This window comes from Pantoea sp. XY16 (genome assembly GCF_025153065.1).
In the GTDB taxonomy this organism is placed as follows: Bacteria; Pseudomonadota; Gammaproteobacteria; order Enterobacterales; family Enterobacteriaceae; genus Pantoea; species Pantoea alfalfae.
In genome coordinates this window covers 15,244-36,164 of sequence record NZ_JANZNP010000014.1, presented here as the reverse complement: position 1 = coordinate 36,164, position 20,921 = coordinate 15,244, and the positions used below count along the sequence as shown (strand labels likewise).

At 52.8% G+C, this 20,921-nt stretch carries 18 protein-coding genes and 1 pseudogene; 6 read left to right on the top strand and 13 right to left on the bottom strand.

All coding sequences use genetic code 11. The features are described from left to right. Positions 1-9: 9 nt before the first annotated feature. On the top strand, positions 10-255 hold the full coding sequence (locus N1689_RS18395) for a hypothetical protein (protein ID WP_013356609.1): 246 nt from the start codon (positions 10-12) through the stop codon (positions 253-255). A gap of 62 nt (positions 256-317) precedes the next feature. On the opposite strand, the gene N1689_RS18390 is transcribed toward N1689_RS18395, so the two are convergent. From N1689_RS18390 to N1689_RS18375, 4 genes are all read right to left on the bottom strand, one after another. After that, entirely contained in the window at positions 318-3,362 is a 3,045-nt protein-coding gene (locus N1689_RS18390) for an efflux RND transporter permease subunit (protein ID WP_260059716.1), read from the bottom strand. After that, positions 3,359-4,492, bottom strand: coding sequence for an efflux RND transporter periplasmic adaptor subunit (locus tag N1689_RS18385; RefSeq protein WP_260059715.1), 1,134 nt, complete (start codon positions 4,490-4,492; stop codon positions 3,359-3,361). Before N1689_RS18385 ends, N1689_RS18390 begins: the two co-directional genes overlap by 4 nt. Positions 4,493-4,585: 93 nt before the next feature. Beyond that, complete coding sequence (locus tag N1689_RS18380; RefSeq protein WP_161736312.1) at positions 4,586-5,755, bottom strand: cell wall metabolism sensor histidine kinase WalK; 1,170 nt, start codon at positions 5,753-5,755, stop codon at positions 4,586-4,588. After that, on the bottom strand, positions 5,752-6,447 hold the full coding sequence (locus N1689_RS18375) for a response regulator (RefSeq protein ID WP_222925660.1): 696 nt from the start codon (positions 6,445-6,447) through the stop codon (positions 5,752-5,754). Before N1689_RS18375 ends, N1689_RS18380 begins: the two co-directional genes overlap by 4 nt. A gap of 129 nt (positions 6,448-6,576) precedes the next feature. Between N1689_RS18375 and N1689_RS18370 the strand changes: the two genes are divergently transcribed. The 3 genes and pseudogenes from N1689_RS18370 to N1689_RS18360 all read left to right on the top strand — a co-directional run bounded on the left by N1689_RS18370 (position 6,577) and on the right by N1689_RS18360 (position 8,773). Beyond that, positions 6,577-7,362 (top strand): MipA/OmpV family protein, encoded by a 786-nt coding sequence (locus N1689_RS18370; RefSeq protein ID WP_161736314.1) that lies wholly within the window; start codon positions 6,577-6,579, stop codon positions 7,360-7,362. 8 nt (positions 7,363-7,370) lie between these two features. Next, positions 7,371-7,493: a hypothetical protein gene (locus N1689_RS18365; protein ID WP_254920079.1), complete on the top strand. Its 123-nt coding sequence runs from the start codon at positions 7,371-7,373 to the stop codon at positions 7,491-7,493. A gap of 330 nt (positions 7,494-7,823) precedes the next feature. Beyond that, positions 7,824-8,773, top strand: a pseudogene (locus N1689_RS18360) (Rpn family recombination-promoting nuclease/putative transposase). Between the two features lie 104 nt (positions 8,774-8,877). Here N1689_RS18360 and N1689_RS18355 read toward each other — a convergent pair. The 3 genes from N1689_RS18355 to N1689_RS18345 form a co-directional block, all read right to left on the bottom strand. Continuing rightward, a complete protein-coding gene (locus N1689_RS18355; RefSeq protein WP_253418603.1) occupies positions 8,878-9,765 on the bottom strand; it encodes an ROK family protein in 888 nt (295 codons plus the stop codon). A 239-nt stretch (positions 9,766-10,004) separates the two neighbouring features. After that, positions 10,005-11,288, bottom strand: coding sequence for a beta-ketoacyl-ACP synthase II (gene fabF / locus N1689_RS18350; protein WP_222925656.1), 1,284 nt, complete (start codon positions 11,286-11,288; stop codon positions 10,005-10,007). Positions 11,289-11,525: 237 nt separating this feature from the next. Then, a complete protein-coding gene (locus tag N1689_RS18345; RefSeq protein WP_161736317.1) occupies positions 11,526-12,140 on the bottom strand; it encodes a TetR/AcrR family transcriptional regulator in 615 nt (204 codons plus the stop codon). A gap of 318 nt (positions 12,141-12,458) precedes the next feature. Here N1689_RS18345 and N1689_RS18340 point away from each other — a divergent pair, with 318 nt between their 5' ends. Beyond that, on the top strand, positions 12,459-13,292 hold the full coding sequence (locus N1689_RS18340) for a transcriptional regulator (protein WP_161736318.1): 834 nt from the start codon (positions 12,459-12,461) through the stop codon (positions 13,290-13,292). After that, positions 13,289-13,786, top strand: a complete 498-nt coding sequence (locus N1689_RS18335) for a FidL-like protein (protein WP_161736319.1) — start codon at positions 13,289-13,291, stop codon at positions 13,784-13,786. Before N1689_RS18340 ends, N1689_RS18335 begins: the two co-directional genes overlap by 4 nt. A gap of 76 nt (positions 13,787-13,862) precedes the next feature. Here N1689_RS18335 and N1689_RS18330 read toward each other — a convergent pair whose 3' ends face one another. From N1689_RS18330 to N1689_RS18305, 6 genes are read right to left on the bottom strand one after another with little or no spacing between them, the layout of a single operon-like run. Next, positions 13,863-14,294 carry a DcrB-related protein gene (locus tag N1689_RS18330; protein ID WP_161736320.1) on the bottom strand — a complete coding sequence of 144 codons (432 nt, stop codon included), beginning with the start codon at positions 14,292-14,294 and terminating at the stop codon, positions 13,863-13,865. Then, a complete protein-coding gene (locus tag N1689_RS18325; RefSeq protein WP_161736321.1) occupies positions 14,287-16,470 on the bottom strand; it encodes a peptidase domain-containing ABC transporter in 2,184 nt (727 codons plus the stop codon). The genes N1689_RS18330 and N1689_RS18325 overlap by 8 nt, the downstream gene beginning before the upstream one ends. Before the next feature lie 17 nt (positions 16,471-16,487). Next, a complete protein-coding gene (locus N1689_RS18320) occupies positions 16,488-17,747 on the bottom strand; it encodes an HlyD family secretion protein (protein ID WP_161736322.1) in 1,260 nt (419 codons plus the stop codon). 25 nt (positions 17,748-17,772) lie between these two features. Further along, positions 17,773-19,095 carry a TolC family outer membrane protein gene (locus N1689_RS18315; RefSeq protein WP_161736323.1) on the bottom strand — a complete coding sequence of 441 codons (1,323 nt, stop codon included), beginning with the start codon at positions 19,093-19,095 and terminating at the stop codon, positions 17,773-17,775. A 39-nt stretch (positions 19,096-19,134) separates the two neighbouring features. Beyond that, on the bottom strand, positions 19,135-19,797 hold the full coding sequence (locus N1689_RS18310; RefSeq protein ID WP_260059703.1) for a response regulator transcription factor: 663 nt from the start codon (positions 19,795-19,797) through the stop codon (positions 19,135-19,137). Positions 19,798-19,853: 56 nt separating this feature from the next. Then, positions 19,854-20,915, bottom strand: coding sequence for a fimbrial protein (locus tag N1689_RS18305; RefSeq protein WP_161736965.1), 1,062 nt, complete (start codon positions 20,913-20,915; stop codon positions 19,854-19,856). Positions 20,916-20,921 lie beyond the last annotated feature (6 nt).

Sequence of the window (20,921 nt, the reverse complement as noted above, 5' to 3'; positions counted from 1 at the left end):
AATCGGTGCATGACTACATACCGCGTAAGAGTCGGGTATCACAACCCGTCAGCCCTGACATTCAGGCAACTGGATGAAATTCTGGAGCCGCAGCGATTCTGGAGAACAGATTCGGCGGGCGGCCAGTTCCGCTATTTCATGGAGTATGAGTACCAGTCTGACGTGCGCGACCTCTGTTCGGTCTGCTCACTGGCCTACAGTCAGGCCTGCAAAGTCAGAAAGTGCCCGCTGATTCTGGTCGAGGTGATGAACTGAACGCGTCCGGCGAGGCCGCGGCTCTCAGCACGGGATCGCCGGGCGTTTTTTATGTGACAGTTTTAACCTGAACGTCGCTGCATGAGCAGACTTAACGCGGCGGGCAGCACCGTGAGTGTTACCAGCGTGCCGCTGACCAGACCGCCAATAATCGCCAGCGCCATCGGCCCCCAGAAAACCTGATGGGCGATGGGGATCATGCCGAGGATCGCAGCACAGGCGGTCAGCAGAATGGGACGCGCCCGGTGATGCGCGGCCTGCCGGATAGCGTCATCATCTGGCAGGCCGGCGCGGCTGTTCGCATCCACTTCACTGATCATAATCACCGCGTTGCGGATGATGATCCCCGCCAGCGCAATAATCCCCAGCAGCGCCACAAATCCCAGCGGTGTGCCAGCCGGCAGCATCGCAGATACGATGCCGGGCAGGCCAAACGGGGCCATACTCAGCGCCAGCAACATGCCTGAGAAGCGTTGCAGCTGAATCATCAGCAGGACCAGCATGGCGCAGATCGTCACTGGCAGCAGGGCAAACACCGAACCATTGCCTTTGTCCGACTCCGCCGCCACGCCTCCTTCCTCAATACCGTATCCGGCTGGCAGTGAGGCGTGCAGGGCGGCGACATCAGGTGCGAGCTGTTGCGAGACGTGCTCAGCCCGCTGACCCGGTGCAATATCGGTCTGCACGGTAATGTATGAGAGTCGCTGACGGCGCCAGATCACCGGATCATCCACGCCCCAGTTCAGGGTCGCTACCTGGCGCAACGGAATTTTCTGTCCGCTGGCGTTGGTGATCATCAATCCTTCCAGCGTCTCCGTGTTCTGCCGTTCCGTATTATTGCTGCGCAGCACCACATCAATCAGCCGGTTGCGATCGCGCAGGGTAGTCACCACGCTGCCGGACATCAGGGTGTTCAGCGCGGAGGCGATGGTGTCGGACGACAGGCCGGCGGCGCGGGCGGCGGTCTGGTTTACCGCCAGCGTCATGACCCGTTCCGGTTCCCCGGCGGTGAGATTGACCTCGCGGGTCAGCGGAGAGCGGGCGATCAGCGCTGCCAGATCACTGGCAGCCTGCCGCACCCGGGCATTGTCCGGGCCGGTGATGCGATATTTCAGCGGCCAGCCCACCGGCGGACCCAGCTCCAGCGGCGAGACGCGCGTCGTGATATCACTGAAATCCGCGGCCAGTTTCTTCTCCAGCCTGCTGCGCAGCCGATCGCGTACCGCCAGACTTTTCGCCACCACCACCAGCTGCGCGATGTTTTCATTATCCAGCAGCACATCCATCGGCAGATAGAAGCGTATTGCGCCAGAGCCGACGTAACTGGTGAAGTTTGCGACATCCCGATCGCTGCGCAGCATCTGTTCCAGCTGTGCAGTACGGCGCGTGGTTTCCGGCTGGGCCGCGCTGGCGGGCAGCGTCAGGCTGACCAGCAATTCAGGGCGGTCTGACGCCGGGAAAAATTCACCCTGCATAAAGGTGGTGGCGTAAAGGCTGACCAGCAGGACCGTCAGCGCCGCGCCAATCGTCATCAGCGGGTGGCGCAGAATCACCTCCAGCAGCCCGTGATAGCCGCGCGTCATTAAGCCCGGCGGCTGGTGGGTTTTGATGCGCTTCGCTGACAGCAGCCAGCAGCCGGTGAGCGGCGAGAAGATGATCGCAACCACCCACGAGCAGAGCAGCGCCAGGGTAATCACCACAAACAGTGAGTAGCAATACTCCCCGGCACTGGACGCGGCAAACCCGACCGGAATAAAACCGGCGATCATGACCAGCGTACCGGTCAGCATCGGAAAGGCGGTGGTTTTGAATGCATACGTCGCGGCCTGCCACTTACTGTCGCCCGCTTCGAGTCGCGCCACCATCGCCTCGACGGTGATCATGGCGTCATCCACCAGCAGCCCGAGCGCAATAATCAGCGCGCCCAGCGAGATGCGCTGCAGCCCGATGCCCGCCAGCAACATGCCGGTAAAGGTCATCGCCAGCACCAGCGGAATAGCCGCCGCCACGACCAGACCGGCACGGAGTCCCAGCGAAACGAAGGAGACAGCTAACACGATGACAACCGCTTCGCCCAGTATCCGGACAAAGCCGCTGACTGCTTGTTTCACCACGGAAGACTGATAGGCTATGCGAGTCATGGTGATGCCGTGTGGTAACTGTCCGGCCAGTGTCTGCATGCGCTGGTTAAGCTGTTTACCGAAATCGAGCATATTGCCGCTGGCGGCCATGGAGATCGCCAGCCCGATAGCCGGCACGCCGTTGACCCTAAAGGTGGGCGTCGGCGGTTCAGCAGGTTGCAGGCTGATGGTCGCCAGATCGTTCAGCGGGATAAAACGCTCACCGATATGCAGGGTAATTGCTTTCAGGCTTTCAACCGAGGTCAGGGTGCCGCTGACCCGAAGCGCAATATTCTCGCGGTCGGTACGCAGGCTGCCCGCCGGGACGACATCGTTCTGGGCTTTAATGGCGTCGCTGACCTGCTGTAAATCAAGGCCCATGCCGTTCAGCTTGCGCGGGGAAAAGGCGATAACCACCTGCTGCTCCTGTACACCCAACAGGCTGGTTTTACCGATGTCGGGCAGACTGGCCAGATTGCGACGCAGGTTATCGACCCGATCGCGTAGCTCTCTGGCGGTAAAACCTTCTGCCGTGAAGCCATAAATGGTGCCAAAGGTGTCGTCAAACTCGTCGTTAACGGCAGGACCCTGCACGCCCAGGGGCAGTGAAGGGGCAACGTCATGCATCTTTTTACGCAGCTGATACCAGATGCCGGCCACCTGAGAGGGCGGCGTGTCATCGCGCAGGTTGACATAGATGACGGTTTGTCCGGCGCGGGTTTCGCTCTCGACCGCATCCAGCGACGGGATCTCCTGCACCTTCTGTTCCAGCACGTCAGTCAGCAGTTGCACGGTGGTATTCACGTCAGCGCCGGGCCATTGGGCAGATATTACGGCGGTTTTGATAGTAAACGCTGGGTCTTCATTGCGTGACAGGCGTTCATAACTCAGCACACCCGCCGCCATCACCAGCAACATGAAAAAGATCACCAGCTGCTGATGCGCCAGCGCCCAGCCGGAGAGGTTAAAGCCAGTCATTTTTTTCATGAGCCCTCCGGAGCCAGCGTCACTTTTTCACCGGGCTGCAGGGTGCCGACGCCAGCGGTAACAACGCGCTCACCTGGCCGGATCCCGGCAGAGACAAAGATTTGCTGTGCGCTGAAGCGGGCCAGCACCACCGGACGAAGCTGCAGGCGTGACGCCGCATCAACCACCAGCAGCGCGGGCTTATCTGCGAAGCGGGTCAGGGCGCTGGCGGGCAGGGCGATGACCGGCGGTTGCGCATCGGGAAGCGTGACGGTGACGGTGGCTCCCAGAGCCATCGCCTCCGATGGCTGATTCATTGAGATGCGCAGCCGCCAGGTACGGGTCTGTGAATCGGCCTGCGGGCTGATGTCACGTATCGTGCCACTGGCCTGGATGCCCGGGTCAGCGAGCAACGTCACCTTCAGCGCAGTCCGGTCGTCAGCTCGCAACAGAGCAGGTGTTGTCAGGTCAAACACGGCATCGCGTGCATCACCGGCTGCCAGCGTCATGACAGTCTGTCCGGCGCTGACCACCTGACCGGGCTGAACCGTGATGGCGGTGATCCGGCCTGCTGCCGGCGCAGTCAGCTGAGTCCAGCTGAGGTTATCCTGGGCATTTTTCAGCGCCGCTTCGCTGCTAAGGCAGCGGGACTGCGCGCTCTGCCAGTCTGCCTGAGCGCTATCCAGCTGGCTGCGGGCGATGGCTCCGCCGGGCATCAGCAGCCGCATCCGATGCAGGTTAAGCGCGGCGACCCGCTCGGCGGCGCGGGCGCTGTCGAGATCGGCCCGCGCGCTGCTCAGCTGATTACGAGGCTGATCGTTTTCCAGCGCGGCCAGCGATTGCCTGGCGCTGACGCGATCGCCCAGCTCAACCGCGCGGTTCACCACCCGGCCATCCAGCCTGAAGGCCAGCGCGACCTCTTCATGAGCGCGGATTTCGCCAGTCAGCACGCGTGACGCGTCACTGCTGAGCGGTGGGGCGATCATCGTTTTGACCGGGCGGCGCGGGGCGGCTGGCGGGGCAACATTGTTGTCCCGGCAGCCGGTCATGATGAATACGCCGAGCAGCACGAACACGATCGGCGCGAAGATGTGAACACTGAAGAGATGACGCCACACCTGGCGGGCAGCATCCGATAAGAAGTCTGTCATAACCGGGTTCCTTTAATGAGTTGTGCTCATTGAACCCGGCCTGTGTCCAGAAATGTTCCATGAACCATCAAGAAATGGTCAAGCCAGAACAATTTATCTCGCCGGCAGCGTTATCCCGATCAACAGACCGCCGTCGGCGGGTAGCGTGGCGTAAAGCGATCCGCCGTGCGCCTCGACGATCGCTTTGGCGATTGACAGTCCCAGACCGCTGCCGCCGGAGTGGCGGGCGCGTGAAGAGTCAGCACGGGTAAAGCGGTCAAACAATTGCGGCAGGAAGTCCGGCTCCACACCCTGACCATAATCGCGGAAGGTCATTATGATCGCCTTATCGTTCTGGCTGGCGGTGATCAGCAACGCGCCACCGTCGGCAGCATAGCGCAGCGCATTTTCACAAATGATGGTCACCACCTGGCCCAGCCGGAAGGTATCGGCATACAGCCGCAGATCGTTGGGTGATGTCACGCTGATGGCAATCCCCGCCTGTTCTGCCTGCGGCAGAAGCCAGCCGGAGCGCTCGCGTAGTAACTCGCTGAGATTAAACCACTCGCGGTTGAGAGTAAGCTGCCCGGCATCCGCCAGCGACAAGAGATGCAGTTCGTCTGTGAGGCGGCTGAGCTGTGTCAGTTGCTTCATGATCATTGCCAGCTGCTGCGGCTCGGCAGGGAAGACGCCATCCAGAATGCCCTGCAGGCGGCCGATCGCCGCCGTCAGTGGCGAGCGAAGTTCGTGTGCCATCGCCACATGCGAGGTGCGTAGCTCTCGCTCGTAACGCGCCAGCTGCTGCGTCATCTGGTTAAAATCTTCGGTAAATCGCACCAGTTCCTGCGGCGCTTCTTTCACTACCGCCGCCGTCCGGCCAAATTCGCCTTTCGACACCGCACGCGCCGCCGTCGCCAGCTGGCTGAACTGCGCCGATAGCGGACGGGCGAAACGCAGCGCCATCATCACCATAAACGGGATGGTGACCACCACCAGGATCAGCACGATCAGCCAGTCAGATGATGCCAGCGAAGGATCGGAAAAGTTGATCCCCCACCACTGATCGACAATCTGATGAAAGCGCGCCGGATCGCTGGCGGGATGATGGCGTAGCTGTGTGAACTCATCAAGCAGCGCGGGCGGCATCCGGTAGTAGACCCAGAACGCCTGCACCGCAAAGCGCAGCCACATACAGGCGGCGATCAGGATCACGCTGCCGATGGCCAGAAAGAGCACCCGGATGCAGATCCAGCGCCACAGTGAGGTATGCGTATTGTTCTTCATGGCTGTCTGAACCGGTAACCGACGCTGCGAACCGCCGGTAAGACGTCTGAGATGCCTGCAGCCTCCAGTTTACGGCGCAGGTTATAGACGTGGGTATCGACTACACGCTCCAGTGCATCGCTTTCCGGCAGACAATGCTCCAGCAGAAACAGGCGGGTAAAAGGCCGCGTCTGCGCACGCATCAGGGTGACCAGCAGGGAAAATTCGGTGGGCGTCAGATCGAGGCGGCGCGGTGCATCACTGTCACACTCTACCACGGCGGTGAGTGCCAGCGGATCAACCACCAAACCCGCCCAACGTAGCGATTCTGCGGCGGGCGCATGACTCTGGCTGCGGCGCAGCACGGCCTGAACGCGCGCCACCACTTCGCCCGGATGATAGGGTTTGACCACGTAGTCATCTGCGCCATAGCGCAGGGCACCGATACGGTCCGGCGCGTCACCCATCGCCGTCACCATGATTACCGGGGTATCATCACGCCGCCGCAGCGCGGCCAGCACTTCGGTGCCGTTCATGCCGGGCAGCATAATATCCAGCAGGATCAGATCGGGCTGCCAGCGTCCTGCAGTTTCCAGCCCGCCGGGTCCGTCACCGGCAATCATGACCTCATAATTTTCACGTTTCAGGTAGGCCTCGAGTACACCCGCCGCATCAGCATCATCTTCAATAATCAGTACACGTTTTGACTGCATTTTCGGATCACCTTGACTGTTTCTTCATAAATCCCTGGTCGTTAATTGACACTCGCCCCGCATACTCCGGCTATTGACGCGGCTCTGAACCCCTCAGCTCCGCACCTGATGTGATAATGAGGAAACGTGATGATAACCGGAAAAATAACGCTGCACATGGTCTGTTTTTCGCTAGGATTCTGTGCCGCGACTGCCATGGCTGATGAGACTACGCCGCCCCCAAGCGTCACGCTGGGCATCGCAGGTATCAATGCACCACGCTATAGCGGCGCCGATAAGCAGCACTGGCAGCTGATGCCGGTGATCCAGGCGCGCGATGGAGCCTTCTTTTTAGACTCACAGAAAGGCATTGGCTACGATCTGCAGGCGGATAACGGCCTTTATCTGGAACATACGCTGGGCTACGGGCTGGGTCGCTCTGACCGTAATTCATCGTGGCGCGACGGTGATGACCGGCTCAGGGGCATGGGAAATATCGACGCAACAATGAACACCGCGCTGGCGCTGGGATGGTCGGTAACGCCGTGGTTGGTGCTGGAGGGCAAAGCGACGCTGCCATTAAGTGATAGTCAGGGCGCGCAATACCGGACGTCTGTGACCCTGATCCCCTGGCAGACCCAGGAGGATACGGTGGCACTGCAGGTGGCAGGTCTGGCTGGCGATGCGCGTTATATGAATACCTGGTATGGCGTGAGCAGTAGGCAGAGTGCACGTAGCGGGTTTGAACGCTACGACGCCGCGGGGGGATTTTATGGCACCGACACCAGCCTGACCTGGAGTCATCAGTTCACGCCTGCCTGGGCCGCCAGCGTGATCGGTGACTACAGCTGGCTGGATAAGCATGCTTCAGATAGCCCCATTGTTGCACGGCACAACGGCGCATCGGCCACCCTGGCATTGAGCTACACCTTCTGAATGGCACCATGAAGAAAAGTGAGATGCGCAGCCACCGTCTTTTGCTTGCGGCACTGATTTTATTGTATGTAGTGGTCTATACCCTGACAGGCGTGGCGCTTAGCCTGTTGGATGCGCCGGGACGGGGATAGGGAGCGGGCGGTATAAACAGCGTGATCGGGCTGGTTATGCCGTGACTTAAATAGAAAATTAACTTTTCGTAAAGCTGTTCAGACATTAATGGTCAGCGTAAGAAGTTTCGGGTACATCCGGATTTTTTAATTATCGCTATATAAATTGATCAAGGTGATTAATTTAGATTGCCTCGTAATTCATCTTGCTAATAAATTTTTTAAAAGAGCATGGGTGTGGTTGATCTATATAACTTGAGCAAGATTTAAATATTATAAATTAAAATCTGATCCATTAAGATAGCCTCTTCGCTGTGGAAGCAGCGCATGGAATTTACAGGGGCTGAACTGATGAAAAATAAAAATAGTGCTACACCTCATGATGCTACTTTTCGACAGTTTCTTACGCATCCGGATGTTGCCAGAGATTTTATGCAGATCCACCTTCCGGAGAAATGCTTAAAATCTGCGATCTCACCACACTGAAGCTTGAGTCCGGATCATTTGTTGAAGACGATTTGCGTCAATACTTCGGTGACGTTTTATATAGCCTCAGAACCTCAACCGGTGACGGATATATTCATGTTCTGATTGAACACCCATCCACCCCTGACAGGCATATGGCATTCCGCCTGATACGTTATGCGGTAGCTGCTATGCAGCGCCACCGTGAAGCTGGCCATAAAAAGCTGCCTTTAGTCATACCTGTATTGTTCTATACCGGTAAGCGCACTCCCTATCCGTGGTCGACCCGCTGGTTCGACGAATTTGATGATCCGGTAGTGGCGGAAAGTCTTTATAGAGGCGCCTTCCCGCTGGTGGACATTACGGTCATCCCGGATGACGAGATCATGACTCATCGCAGTATGGCCGCCCTGACGCTTTTACAGAAACATATTCATCAACGCGACATTGCAAGCCTGACTGACCATCTGGTCACGCTATTCATGGCCGATTATCTTTCTTCACCCCAGGTGATGACGCTGATACACTATTTACTGCAGGCTGGTGAGTCAGCTGACTACGAAGCTTTCGTTCGCGAACTGGCACAGCGGGTGCCACAACACGGAGGCGCACTGATGACCATCGCACAGCAGCTTGAACAAAAAGGGATCGAAAAAGGGCGCGCCGAAGGTATCGAGCTTGGTGTGCGGCGTGGTATTGAGAAAGGTCGTACTGAAGGACAGCGTGAAGCTACCCTGAAAATTGCGCGCACTATGCTACAAAACGGCCTTGATCGTAAAACTGTCTTAGAAATGACTGGCCTGACGTCAGACGATCTGGCGCAAATACGACACTAATATAAACAAGAGTAAACCCGGTCATGACCGGGTTATCGTTTTAAATACCGCACCAGATAAATCATCATAATTATCAGAAAGGAGTAACCTGCATAAGCCCTGAACTACAAGCCATTTTCTTCTGGCTGGCGCTGCAGGAAATTCCAGGTTGCGCCCAGCATGCCGGAGTCGTTGCCGTAGGTCGCGGCATTTATGCGGATATCAGGATCATATTTTGCCAGCTGCTCTGCCAGTTCCTCGAGGAAAGGTTCGCGCTCAGTAATTCCCCCGCCGATAAATACCATCTGCGGGTCGAATACGCTGAACAGGTTATATAAGCAGGCTGCAAGATCCTGGTAGAATTTATTCACCACCTGCTGCGCGGCTTCTTCTTTGCGATCGTATGCGTCAAAGACATCTTTACCCGTGACGTCGTCGGAAGATTTTTCGATGAGCTGGCTGTAATTCTCCCGAAGAGCCGTCATGGTACAGCTCTGGCTCATGGTGTGGCGTTCAATATTACTGCTGGTGGGGCGCGAAGTCAGCAGGCAACCAAACTCGCCAGCCCGGTTGCGTCCACCCCGAATCAGGGCGCCATTGCAAAAGGCCGCTCCGCCTAACCCGGTGCCTATTGTCAGCATCAGGAAATCGTTGAGCTTTTTTGCTTTCCCCAGCCACTTTTCCGCCAGCAGCGCACAGTGTGCATCGTTTTCGACGGTAGCAGGCAGAGACGTTTTTTCTGTCAGCCACTGGCTCAGATGAAACTCGTCAAAGTCACGTATGGTGCCGCCCATGGCAATATAACCGGCGTCTGTATCAATATACCCAGGTGTGCTGACGGCAATACCCGCACAACCGGGATTTTTCTCCAGCCAGGCCAGGATCTCATCAAGTATTTTATCGCGTGCGTTATGGGAAATATCAGCACTATCGCTGGTCAGAATATTTCCCTGATCGTCAATCACACCCATTTTTAAAGAGGTACCACCAATATCGAAGGCTGCAATTTTCATCAACGTTCTCTGAAGTTGTTTTCATCCGATTAATTGTAGTGCTGAAAGAAAAGGGCTGACGGCCAGGCAACGGCAATTTTGTCAGGAAAGGTACAGATTTATAAAGTGAGTGGTGTACAGAGGGTGTTTTGATAAACACAGGACACTGGGAATAGCTGTGTACGCTTTTTCAGAACGTCTGATGTATTACCCGCGCTGAGAGGGTGTCTGGCAGCGCGGGCTTAATTGTCACTCTGCAGTCATTGCCACGTACGCAGCAGGAGACTGGCGTTGACGCCACCAAAACCAAATCCGTTCGACATGGCATAAGTTAGCGCGGTGGGACGTGCATTGAGTGCCACCAGGTCCAGATTGCCTGCGGCTTCATCAGGATGATGGAGGTTCAGCGTCGGCGGAATAATCTGCTGGCGCAGCGCCATAAGGGTGAATATCGCCTCAATGCCGCCTGCCGCACCCAGCAGATGGCCGGTGGCGGATTTGGTTGAGGCGATCGCGACCGGTGAATCATCGCCAAACACTGCGCGAATAGCCGCCAGCTCGCCGTGATCGCCAACCTGCGTTGAGGTTGCATGCGCGTTGATATGCTGGACATCCTCCGGGCTGATGCCCGCCTGGCGCAGGGCGGTTCTCATCGCCCTCGCAGCTCCGCTGCCATCCTCTGGACCCGCGGTTAAGTGGTATGCATCGGCGCTGGTGCCATAGCCGACAATCTCCGCCAGCGGTGTCGCGCCGCGTGCTTTGGCATGGGCCAGTGACTCAATCACCAGCAGGCCTGCACCTTCGGCCATCACAAAGCCGTTTCTGTCACGATCAAACGGACGTGAGGCATGGTGCGGCTGATCTTCATAGCCCACAGATAGCGCACGTGCAGCCGCGAAACAGCCCAGCGTGACGCGATCCAGCGCCGCTTCTGAGCCGCCGCAAATAGCAATGTCCGCTTCACCGCTTCTGATCAGCCTGGCTGCATCACCAATCGCCTGAACCCCCGCCGCACAGGCAGTAACGGGCGCGCCCAGCGGACCGGTGAAACGGTGTTTGATCGAGACATGACCGGCGGCCATGTTGGCCAGAAACGAAGGCGCTGTAAAAGGTGAGAGCCTGCGCGGACCGCGCGCGTCGGTAGTGCGCACCGCGTCGGCAATCGCACCAAAGCCGCCGACGCCTGAAGCAATAATCGTCGCGGTACGTTCACGCGCCGCCTCATCTTCAGGATGCCAGCCCGCCTGATTCAGCGCTTCTTCTGCTGCCAGCAGCGCGAATTCGATAAAGCGCGACATCTTTTTACGCTCTTTCGGAGCAATGAACGCCTCCGGGTCGTAACCTGCCAGCGGATCTTCATCGATGCCCGGCACGCTGCCACCTACTGAAATACCGGTGCCAGCAGTAAGCGTATCGGGCAGGGTACGTATACCTGATTCCCCTGCCGTTAATCGCCGCCAGACGGTTTCAACGCCACAACCCAGTGGCGAGACGATGCCCGCGCCGGTAATGACAATGCGTTGTGATGAGGCTAAGTGACTCATTGGATTACTCCCGTAGAAAGTCCGGACAGTGATTGAAATGCTGCCGCAGACGATGGATATACGCCTGAAGCGCGAAGAGTGAGACGCTGCGTAGGGTGGTGCGATAGATGAACGCAGGGATGTAATACAGCAGACAGAGATAAGCTTATCAGCATCAGAATCCTGAGCGATAACCAGACAGAGTACTATCGTTGATCTTGTGACTAAATAAGTCAATAGTCATAGCGTGCGCAATGCTCAGGGCGCAAGGCTACGTAAGACCAGCGCTGCCAGTTGGGCGGAGGCTTCTTCAGCGTCATCAAGGCTGTATTGCAGCAGTACCGGACTGGCATAGGGTTTGATCACCCGATAGATTGCCTCCGCCGCTTCGTCTGCCGGGGTTTTACGTTCAAACTCACCGGATTCACGACCCCGTCGCAGGATCTGCTGGATCAGGTTCGTTAGTCGCACTTCGTGTGCCATTGCTGACGGCCATCGGTCACGCGACGCAACGGCAGCAATGTCATACAGTTTACGTTCGTGAAAAAAGAGTTCAGTGCCGGTGACGGAAAGCGTGCGGAACAGTCGCCGCAGTTGTTCCGAGGCTCCAGGCGCATCGGCGATCGCGGCTTCGACGTGCTGCATAATCATCGCCAGCCGGGTAGAGCAGATCACTTCACCAATCGCCTGTTTTGATTCAAAAAATTTGTAGATATACGCTTTTGAAAAGCCGATAGCACGGGCGAGATCGGAGACGGTGGTTTTTTCGTAACCATAATGCGCGAAGTGCTGCATGGCAGCATCGACAATCTGGTCACGCACATTGTGCCCGAGCGGGCCTCGTGTGCCATTTTCTGTTACGGATTGAGTCATTGTCAGAACCTGGCAGATTAAAGGTGGGTTAAAAAATTCAGTGACCACTGTTAGGGATGGTCACATTTTAGGCCGTGATGCGATTAAAATCTATGGTTCACAACAAATTAAGAGGGTTGACCGCACTTAACCCGCACAGGTTCCAGGCTGGCGAGGTTGAGGCTAATATTGTCTTAACTGATTAGTATTAATGTGAGTCTGAAGCCTGCATTCTTCCGGGGAGTTTGCCTTTAAGGCCGGTTATCAGGTCTCTTTAGTGCTTCTTTAAATAAGCTGAATTATACTGTCGGAAATGAGCGCAAATTCAGTGATTTCTTAATGATTTACATTATCGATGATCAGATTAGTTACAATTCAGATGACTGTACGCTAAGCCATCTTCCCACTCAGGAAACGCTGAGCCTGAGTATTTCATCGGGTCGGCTGTTTGAACAGTTACTGAATTCTGAAGGTGAGATACTGTCGCGCGATACCCTGTTGACCGAAGTATGGGATAAATATGGTCTGCGCGGATCAAACAGCAATCTGAATCAGTATCTGAGCATTCTGCGCAGAGCGCTTGCAGCGTATGGCTGTGAAAACCTGATCATCACCATTCCGAAAATTGGCATCCGACTTAATACTGAAATCAAAATAGAACGCGAATCCTCTCCGGCTTTTGTTGAGACGCAGGTTCAGGCTGATGAAATGTCAGCGGAGCAGGTGGTATCTGTCGCAGATAGTCAGCCCATGCTACCCAATCCTGTTATCGCAGAGCATGTTGTTGAAAAATCGGCTCTGAATCTCGGACAGCTCCTGTTCGCCCTAATCATGCTGGTGCTGCTTGGAAGTGCTTTATGGTACTTCACTGTACGTCAGCCTGCTGAAAAGAGTGCTTCTATGAGTAACATCAAACTGGAAGGCGGTTGCGAAGCGGTTATTATTCCGGGATTAGATGTGTTCGAACAAAAGTCACTGGATAAACAAATTCTTGAAATGCTTAAAGAGAATAATCAATCCTGTGTACCAGGTCGGCGCATCTATTTCGATAAAAACACGGCATTCACAACTAAAGATTATGGCCGGACCATTCTTTCCACATGTAACCTGAACAGCAGTGGTCATATCGTTTCCTGCGAAAACTTCTACTATCTTGACTGGAGAATGTTTTGAAACGAAAAGCCACTCTTACGCTGACGTTAACGCTGGCTATGCTGTTGCTGGGGATCTTTGCAGGCATTAACTATTTTAAACTCCGGACAAACGAGCTGCCTTTCCGCTGCTCAGCATTTAGCCGCTACGATCTTAGTCGCAACGATAATAAAAAAATTGAGTTTGCTGTTTCCCAGGATTTACGTTTTATTAATTCAGATTCGGGATATTTATTACTGAATGGGCAGGTAACTTTTGGTGATGAAGTAACAACGGTTAATCGACGTATTGCGCTCAGTGCCGGTAATAAAATTGATAGTGACACTTACCGCTACAAAATAAGAGAAATTATTACTTCGACTAATGATACAACGCCGGATGCCGTGTTTAATCTGCTGCTGGCTGAGATCACTCTCGATCCTGGTTATCTTCAGCTTGATATCATCAGGGTCGATAAAAAGGCCTATCTGGTTGGCGGGCCGCTCTCCTATCTCTTCACCTGTCAACGTTACTGAACGCATCGACTGAAAGCTGAAACGCAATCCGGAAGAGCACATGCTCTTCCGGATTATTTTATCTGTACACTGCAGATTACCAGGTACGGAAGCTTTTCAGGGTATCTGAGAAAAGCTGCATATCGGTAGAGGTTATGGGGCTCGCTTTCGACAGAGAGAAAATCAATATATCTTCCATATTAAGCGTGAATAAAGCCTGTTTCTGATAAAGACGAAGATTATCTGGTCGCAGGAAGTCATAACTGATCATGATTCCCGTAGTCAGGTTATCCCCCAAAACCACTGGCTGATGGGCTTCCTGTTGCCAGTCTTTCATCTGTTTTTGCAGGATAGCGAGCTGGCTAAGGATATACTCTTCCGGGTTGTTATGATCGCCTAACTTATCACGGGAAATAGTGATTGGTGGCAGAACAGATCGTGTATCAGCCAGCGTATTCAGTGTTCGCTCGCAGTAGCCTTCCGGCAAGGTAATTGTGCCTTCAGTGAAGCGGCAAATAGTCTTATCCATGGGTAATCTCCGTTTCATTATGGGTTTTTGTCTGCCCAAATAACTGCTCTGCCGTGACTTCGCTGAGCGTACCGTTATTTAACAGGACGATTTTATCGGCACTTCGGATAGTTTCCGGACGGTGTGCAATGATGATTCTGGTGATCTTCATCTGTTTAATTGCATTGTTGATCTGCGCCTCGTTATAAATATCCAGATGACTGGTGGCCTCATCCAGTACCAGGATTTTAGGTTCACGATAGAGTGCGCGCGCCAGCAGGATACGTTGTAACTGGCCACCCGATAAAAACGAGCCCATATCACCTACCAGGCTTTGATAATTCATCGGCATTTTCATAATATCGCCATGAATCTGAGCCAGACGGGCCACGCGGGTAATTTTTGCGTGATCGGGCTCGTTATCAAAGAAGCTGATGTTCTCGCTGATTGAACCTGAAAAGAGAATGTCATCCTGCATTACGCAGCCAATACGATTACGGTGATGTTCAAGTCCGGTCTGAGTGATGTCCATGCCACCCACGGTGATGGTGCCTTCTTCCGGCTGTAGCAGGCCAAGAATAATTTTGGCCATCGTAGTTTTGCCCTGGCCGGATGGCCCCACGATGGCAAGACTCTCACCCGCTTTAATCTCCAGATTCGCACCATCGACAACCCAGGGTTCAGTCGGCGCATAGCGAAAACGAATATTGATAAGCCTGATATCCTGAGGTACGTCTGTCTCCTTGTCGGTTTCTTTACTAACCAGACCTCGATTGCCCTCAGAACTGGCTTCTGTTTCAGACAGAACAATATCGGCCAGGCGTTCACCATGCATTCTCAGCATACGAAAATCGATGATGGCATTGATCAAACCTGAACCACGACTCATGAATTGATCGGAAAAGCTGATAAAGGCGGTCAGCATACCGGCAGAGAAGTTGCCATCCAGGACCTGCAGCGCAGCAAGCCAGACCAGAACTACACGGCCCACTGAGGTTAGCAGTCCCTGAGCCGAACCGAACAGGATATTGAGCTTCTGTATCACGATGCCTTTATTGGTGGTATCCACCAGAAAGTTCATGTATGCCGAGAGGCGGGGCACCTGTTTATTATTGGTTTTAACTGCCTGGATCCCGCGCAGCGTTTCAAGCAGAGACGACTGGGTACGGGCCGAGCTGATGATTTGTTCTTCATTGGCGCGGCGAACCGGATCGTAAGCCATGAAACGTAGCAGTGCATAGGCGAGAAAAAGTCCAATGACCAGCCACGCCAGTTGCGCGTTATAGATGAAAAGCATCACTACCGTGACGATTGACATGACACCGTCCAGTACGGTGCTGATGAAACGGGAAGTCAGCGTACTCTGGATGGTATTAAGCGAACCATAACGAGAGAGAATGTCTCCGACGTGGCGTGATTCGAACCATTCCAGCGGCAGTTTTAACATATGGTGACAGACGTTTACGGTCCACTGCACACTGAGCTGGCTTGAGAACCAGCTCATTACCCATGAGCGCAACGCTGTAACGATAGTCTGAAACAGCGCGATCATGATAAAGCCTACACCGAGCAGCGACAGCAAAGAATAGTCAGCAGAAACCAGCACCATATCCATTACCCACTGCATAAAGAAGGGGCCGAGGACGCCGAATAGCTCCAGTGCGATTGAGAGAATGAGCACCTGAGCAAAGGCAGACTTTACCCCCGTCACGCTGCCCACCAGCTTCATCATGGAGATGCTTTCTTTCTCTTCTTTTACTTCAAAGGTGGAAGAGGGAACCAACTCCAGCGCGACGCCGGTGAAGGCGGTCGATGCTTCTTTAAATGTCAGTTCGCGGATCCCGCGCGCGGGATCGTGAATGGTGATCTTATTGCCGCGTACTTTCTTCAACACTACAAAGTGGTTCAGTTCCCAGTGCAGAATGCAGGGCATGCGCAGTTTAGACAGCTCTTCCATTTCTACTCGCAGTGCGCGGGAAGTCATATTGAGCTGTTGTGCCATAGCGATGACATCTGCCAGAGTGGCACCTTTGAGTGATGTGGCGAACTGGCGACGTAACGTGATCATGTCGATCTGATGACCGTGATAATTAGCCACCATGCCAAGACAAGCCAGCCCACACTCGGCTGCCTGTGACTGACGAATTATCGGTAAGCGGTTAAACCATTTAAAATTGAGTTTCTCTAATAACAACACAGAACAGACCTTCTAAATCAGAGAGAAATTTTGTGTCCCAGCGCGAAAATCGGCTCCAGTACCCATTCATAGAGACGACGTTTGTCGACAATAAAGTCGGCATCCAGCGCCATACCTGGCTTCAGTTTTTCATTCTGCGAATAAGCAGAAATAGTTTGTTTATCCAGAGAGACCAGAACCCGGTACTGCTGTTCCTGAACATTATTTTTACCGGTTAAGGTGGAGACTTCCTGAGGAGAGAGGGCGGTTCGCGAAACCTCGATCACCTTGCCATATTGCTGGCCAAATTTTTGGTAAGGGAAGGCTTTATAGCGCAGCACAACACGCTGACCTGGCTGGATAAAGCCAATGGATTGCGTATTGACCATGATGCGGGCAACAAGATTAGTATTGTGAGGCAGAATCGCGATTGCCGATTGACCGGCGTTTAGCATCTGACCATTTTTGACCATGATCATGCCGACATAACCACTCTTCGGCGCACGAAGCTCAATGGATCGGCGCGCTTCATTCTCTGCCATTGACTGACGGTTATCTGCCAGTTGCCGTTCGATGTCGTTGCGTTTTTTCTCATCATCCAGCGGCTTTTCATGTAGTTGCTGCTCCGCCTGAACAATTTTTTGCGACGTGTCCAGCAGCTGACGCTGGTACTCCTGGTAACGTGCCTGACTGTCGAGCAGATTGGATTCCTGCTCTTCCAGCTGACGATTTGAGGCGTACCCTTCCAGGTGCATAGCGTTGAGTTTATCCAGTTGCAGTTTCGCTAACGCCACCTGCTTGCGACGGTGTGTCAGCTGAAGTCTCAGCTGTTCCTGCTGGAGTTTCAGACTGGCGATGGTGTCGGATAACCCTTTCATTTCGACGTCATGTAATTTGGCAAGCGTCTGAAGATCCTGCTGAAGTCGTTCCCGCTGAGCCACCAGATTTTCGGCGATAACCTGACGCGTCTGTCCCATCTGTGTGGAGACTTCGGATGACAACACCATAAGAACATCATCTTTGTTGACCAGTTGTCCCTCTTTAACCGGAATATCCACTACGGTTGCGCTTACAGGCGGAGGAACGACTAACATGCCATTCTCAGGCAGCAGTTCTCCGGTAGAAGATTCATATTTCGTATAGCTGCCGAAAATGAAAAACAGGGCTGTAACGGCAGTAATAAAAATCACCACAGAAATAACAAGCCAGCGATAGGGCGGACAATAAAGTGCCACTATACCCAGGTTACCCCGGTTAGCGGCATCAAGCGCCTCCTGACGGAAAAGTGATTGTTCCATTTATAGATTCATCATAATTAAGGGATTAACGGCACTGAAAAAAATTCAGCATGTCGAGTGATAACGATCCGGTGCTTTGCGCCAGATTGATCAGGGCATTGAGATAACTTAATCGTGCTTCAGCCTGATCTTTGAGTGCGGTGTAATATTTTTGCTGAGCATCCAGTTCATCGTTAACGGTGCGGAAGCCCATTTCACGGCCATACTGGACCGACACCACTTTTTCACGTGCTGAGTCGACGGCATTCTTTTGAGCACTGATTAAGGCTTTGCCATTGGTCAGGCTAAGCCAGGCAGAACGGGTATCGGTTGCCGCTTTGCGTTGTGCTTCCATCGTGGAATACTTTGCTGCCTGACGACGATAAGCTGCTTCAAAAGATTGTGAAACCTGACTGCCGCCGGCAAACAACGGAACAGAAACGTTTACGCCATATTGCAGGTTATTACTCTTTGAGTTCGTCCCGAAGATTGCGTCATACAGAATATTGTCGTCGTCGTCATTACGACTCCAGTTCTTGCCGTATCGCGCATAGAGCGAGACCACGGGCATGTGTGCGCCGTCAGCCGCAAGAACATCTGCATCTGCCTGATCATTCTGAAAAAGCGCAATTTTAATATCAGTATTACGCTGCTGGCTGGCATTAATTGCATCGGTCAGAGAAGAATAGGGCGATGCTTTCAGGCACTGAAAATTCACCGGTTCTACAGTGTCCGGACTGATACCTGATAAACGGCGAAATGCCTCGCCTGCCAGCAATAGCTGATTGCCAGCTTCTATTTCCTTAGCCTGTGCCAGAGCGTAGTTAGCTTTTGCCTCGTCCAGTTCAGTGCGGGTATTCTGTCCATTGATTAAGCCGGTCTGAAGTTTTTGCTCTTGTTGCTTAAAGTTATGACTGGCGGCTTTTGCGGCCTGCAAAACTTCCTGCTGATAAAGCACCGTAAAATAAGCATTGCTGATAGCGCTAAGTAACTTCTCTTCAGCCTGTTTTGCCTGTGCTTCAGCCGTGTTGGCAATAGCAACACCTTTACGCCATCCGGCATACTTGCTCATATCAAACAGCGGTTGTCTGACGCTGAGATCGTAGCTGTGGTTGGTTACCCCACTCTGATATTTCTTATCAGGTTGTTCCTGACGATCCCAGTTTCCCTCCAGGGTTAATGTTGGCAGCATTCCGGCCATACCTTGCCAGTATTTTTGTTTATCTGCTGCACTGGTCATCTGACTGGATTGTAGTGCAGAGTCATAGCTCAATGCAGCCTGAGCAGCTTGCTGCAGGTTAGTTGCGAATGTACAAAATGGAGCACAGGTGAGTGCCAGTACTGCTATATTCAGATTATGAAAGTTCATGATTTTCGCTGTATATAAAAATTTTTTGTGCTAGGGGAGTTAAATGAGTTCCTGTGCAAAAACATACTTAATCAAATCTGTATTTGATTGCAGCTGAAGCTTACGCATAGCATTGTATTTCTGTGTTGCAACGGTGCTTATGCTACGTTTACGCGCTTTTGCTATTTCCATCAGGCTATATCCAATGGCGAACAATCGAATAACCTCTACTTCTGAAGGCGATAAAAGTGTTTGTGTCGGATCTGCGGGTGCAGAGAGCATTAAATTCTTCATCTGTTCTGAGTAGTATATTCCGGAATTGGATGAGCAAACCCAATTGAATGCCTTGACCAAATCACGAATGTCATCTCGTTTGTGCACAATGGCATTGACCGGGATTTGTAATATACTTTTCAAAATAGCCTGACTGTTTTGTGCAGTAAAAATGATAATTTTTAAATCCGGATTTTGCTTATGTATCTGTTCTATTTTCCTCACGCCATTGACATCATTACGCTCAAAATTAAAGCAAAAGTCCGTTATTAATATATCTGGCATATCCTCTCTGATAACAGACAGTAAATGATAAGCTTCAACCGGATAAGCAACAATATCAAGTTCTAAAAACTCCTTTACGAGTATGTTTTGAATGGAGTAAAGAATAAATGGGCTTTCATCTGATACACCAAGTCTGAGCTTGTTTTTTTCCCTAGGTTTATTCACAGATAATCCTTTTCTGTAGATAAAATATGAAGAAGGGCTCCGCAGAGCCCTGCTGATTACTGGTAACTAAGCGTATACGTTGCTACTGCATTGGCCGTGCCAGGATTTATTTTCGCAGCCGTCTGATAATAACGTGCATAGAGTGGCACCGTGATTAATGCAGATGAGAGCGGATAAGTCGCAATGTTAAATGGAGTAGCAAGTGCAATCGGCTGCTGATTTTCATTAAGGATTTGTACACCGACACCACTCGCTGTTGAGGTCGAATTAAGTGCTACCACACCCAAATCGGATAATCCGCCAGACGCGTCACCATCCAACTGCATCATCACATCAAACGAACCCGAAAGAAGTGCTTCACAGTTAAGCTGAATATTAAACGCGGTTGTAGCGCTAGTCTGGCCGATTCCTGATCCTAAACCGCTACTGGGGTTTGTCGTGTAACTACCTAATGGTACAGGCAGATTGGTATCACCGGCGACTGAGCAAGTCTGATCTTTAACTGTGATACCTGTTTTAATATTGGTAAACTGGAATGTCTCATCTCTTCCAGATACTAACGAACCGACATCAAAGGGGTTTACATAGTTTTTGAGTGACTTTGATGGTGTCATAGAATTAGATGTCTTAACGATCTGATAAGGCACGTCCAGAGAAACATCCGTATAGGCGCCCACGGTCCCACCGCTGGTTAAAGCATAAGTACTGATCATTATCCCGGTTGGAATGTTTGCCACCTCGGTACCCATGTCACCGCCATAGCCGGTATATAATGTCAATCCATAGCCCAGTGCATCCGCGTCAATCGCTTTGCGCTTAAAATAGACTTCACCGGATAATCCATCTACGAACTGCTGCAAATTGTCCAGCGCACATTTGAAGTTAGCCGTTGCCGTGCCGCTGTAAACGATCGTACCCACCGGTACAGCTGCTGAAATATTAATGCCTAATGACATAACGTCGACCACCGAAAGGGATTTGGTCATTTTACACGTCAGTGTGACATCCGTTGATGTGCCCGCTGCATTAACATTAAAAGTAGCCATCAGCATCAAACTTAACATTAATGAAACTGAGCCAATGAGGCGAATTATTTTCTTTCCTGAAATTAAAAACATGATGTT

What these genes read in the sequence shown, in the direction of transcription:
- N1689_RS18395 (WP_013356609.1), top strand. Translation starts at nt 10, where the DNA reads ATGACTACATACCGCGTAAGAGTCGGGTATCACAACCCGTCAGCCCTG.
- N1689_RS18390 (WP_260059716.1), bottom strand. Translation starts at nt 3,362, where the DNA reads ATGAAAAAAATGACTGGCTTTAACCTCTCCGGCTGGGCGCTGGCGCAT.
- N1689_RS18385 (WP_260059715.1), bottom strand. Translation starts at nt 4,492, where the DNA reads ATGACAGACTTCTTATCGGATGCTGCCCGCCAGGTGTGGCGTCATCTC.
- N1689_RS18380 (WP_161736312.1), bottom strand. Translation starts at nt 5,755, where the DNA reads ATGAAGAACAATACGCATACCTCACTGTGGCGCTGGATCTGCATCCGG.
- N1689_RS18375 (WP_222925660.1), bottom strand. Translation starts at nt 6,447, where the DNA reads ATGCAGTCAAAACGTGTACTGATTATTGAAGATGATGCTGATGCGGCG.
- N1689_RS18370 (WP_161736314.1), top strand. Translation starts at nt 6,577, where the DNA reads ATGATAACCGGAAAAATAACGCTGCACATGGTCTGTTTTTCGCTAGGA.
- N1689_RS18365 (WP_254920079.1), top strand. Translation starts at nt 7,371, where the DNA reads ATGAAGAAAAGTGAGATGCGCAGCCACCGTCTTTTGCTTGCGGCACTG.
- N1689_RS18355 (WP_253418603.1), bottom strand. Translation starts at nt 9,765, where the DNA reads ATGAAAATTGCAGCCTTCGATATTGGTGGTACCTCTTTAAAAATGGGT.
- fabF (WP_222925656.1), bottom strand. Translation starts at nt 11,288, where the DNA reads ATGAGTCACTTAGCCTCATCACAACGCATTGTCATTACCGGCGCGGGC.
- N1689_RS18345 (WP_161736317.1), bottom strand. Translation starts at nt 12,140, where the DNA reads ATGACTCAATCCGTAACAGAAAATGGCACACGAGGCCCGCTCGGGCAC.
- N1689_RS18340 (WP_161736318.1), top strand. Translation starts at nt 12,459, where the DNA reads ATGATTTACATTATCGATGATCAGATTAGTTACAATTCAGATGACTGT.
- N1689_RS18330 (WP_161736320.1), bottom strand. Translation starts at nt 14,294, where the DNA reads ATGGATAAGACTATTTGCCGCTTCACTGAAGGCACAATTACCTTGCCG.
- N1689_RS18320 (WP_161736322.1), bottom strand. Translation starts at nt 17,747, where the DNA reads ATGGAACAATCACTTTTCCGTCAGGAGGCGCTTGATGCCGCTAACCGG.
- N1689_RS18315 (WP_161736323.1), bottom strand. Translation starts at nt 19,095, where the DNA reads ATGAACTTTCATAATCTGAATATAGCAGTACTGGCACTCACCTGTGCT.
- N1689_RS18305 (WP_161736965.1), bottom strand. Translation starts at nt 20,915, where the DNA reads ATGTTTTTAATTTCAGGAAAGAAAATAATTCGCCTCATTGGCTCAGTT.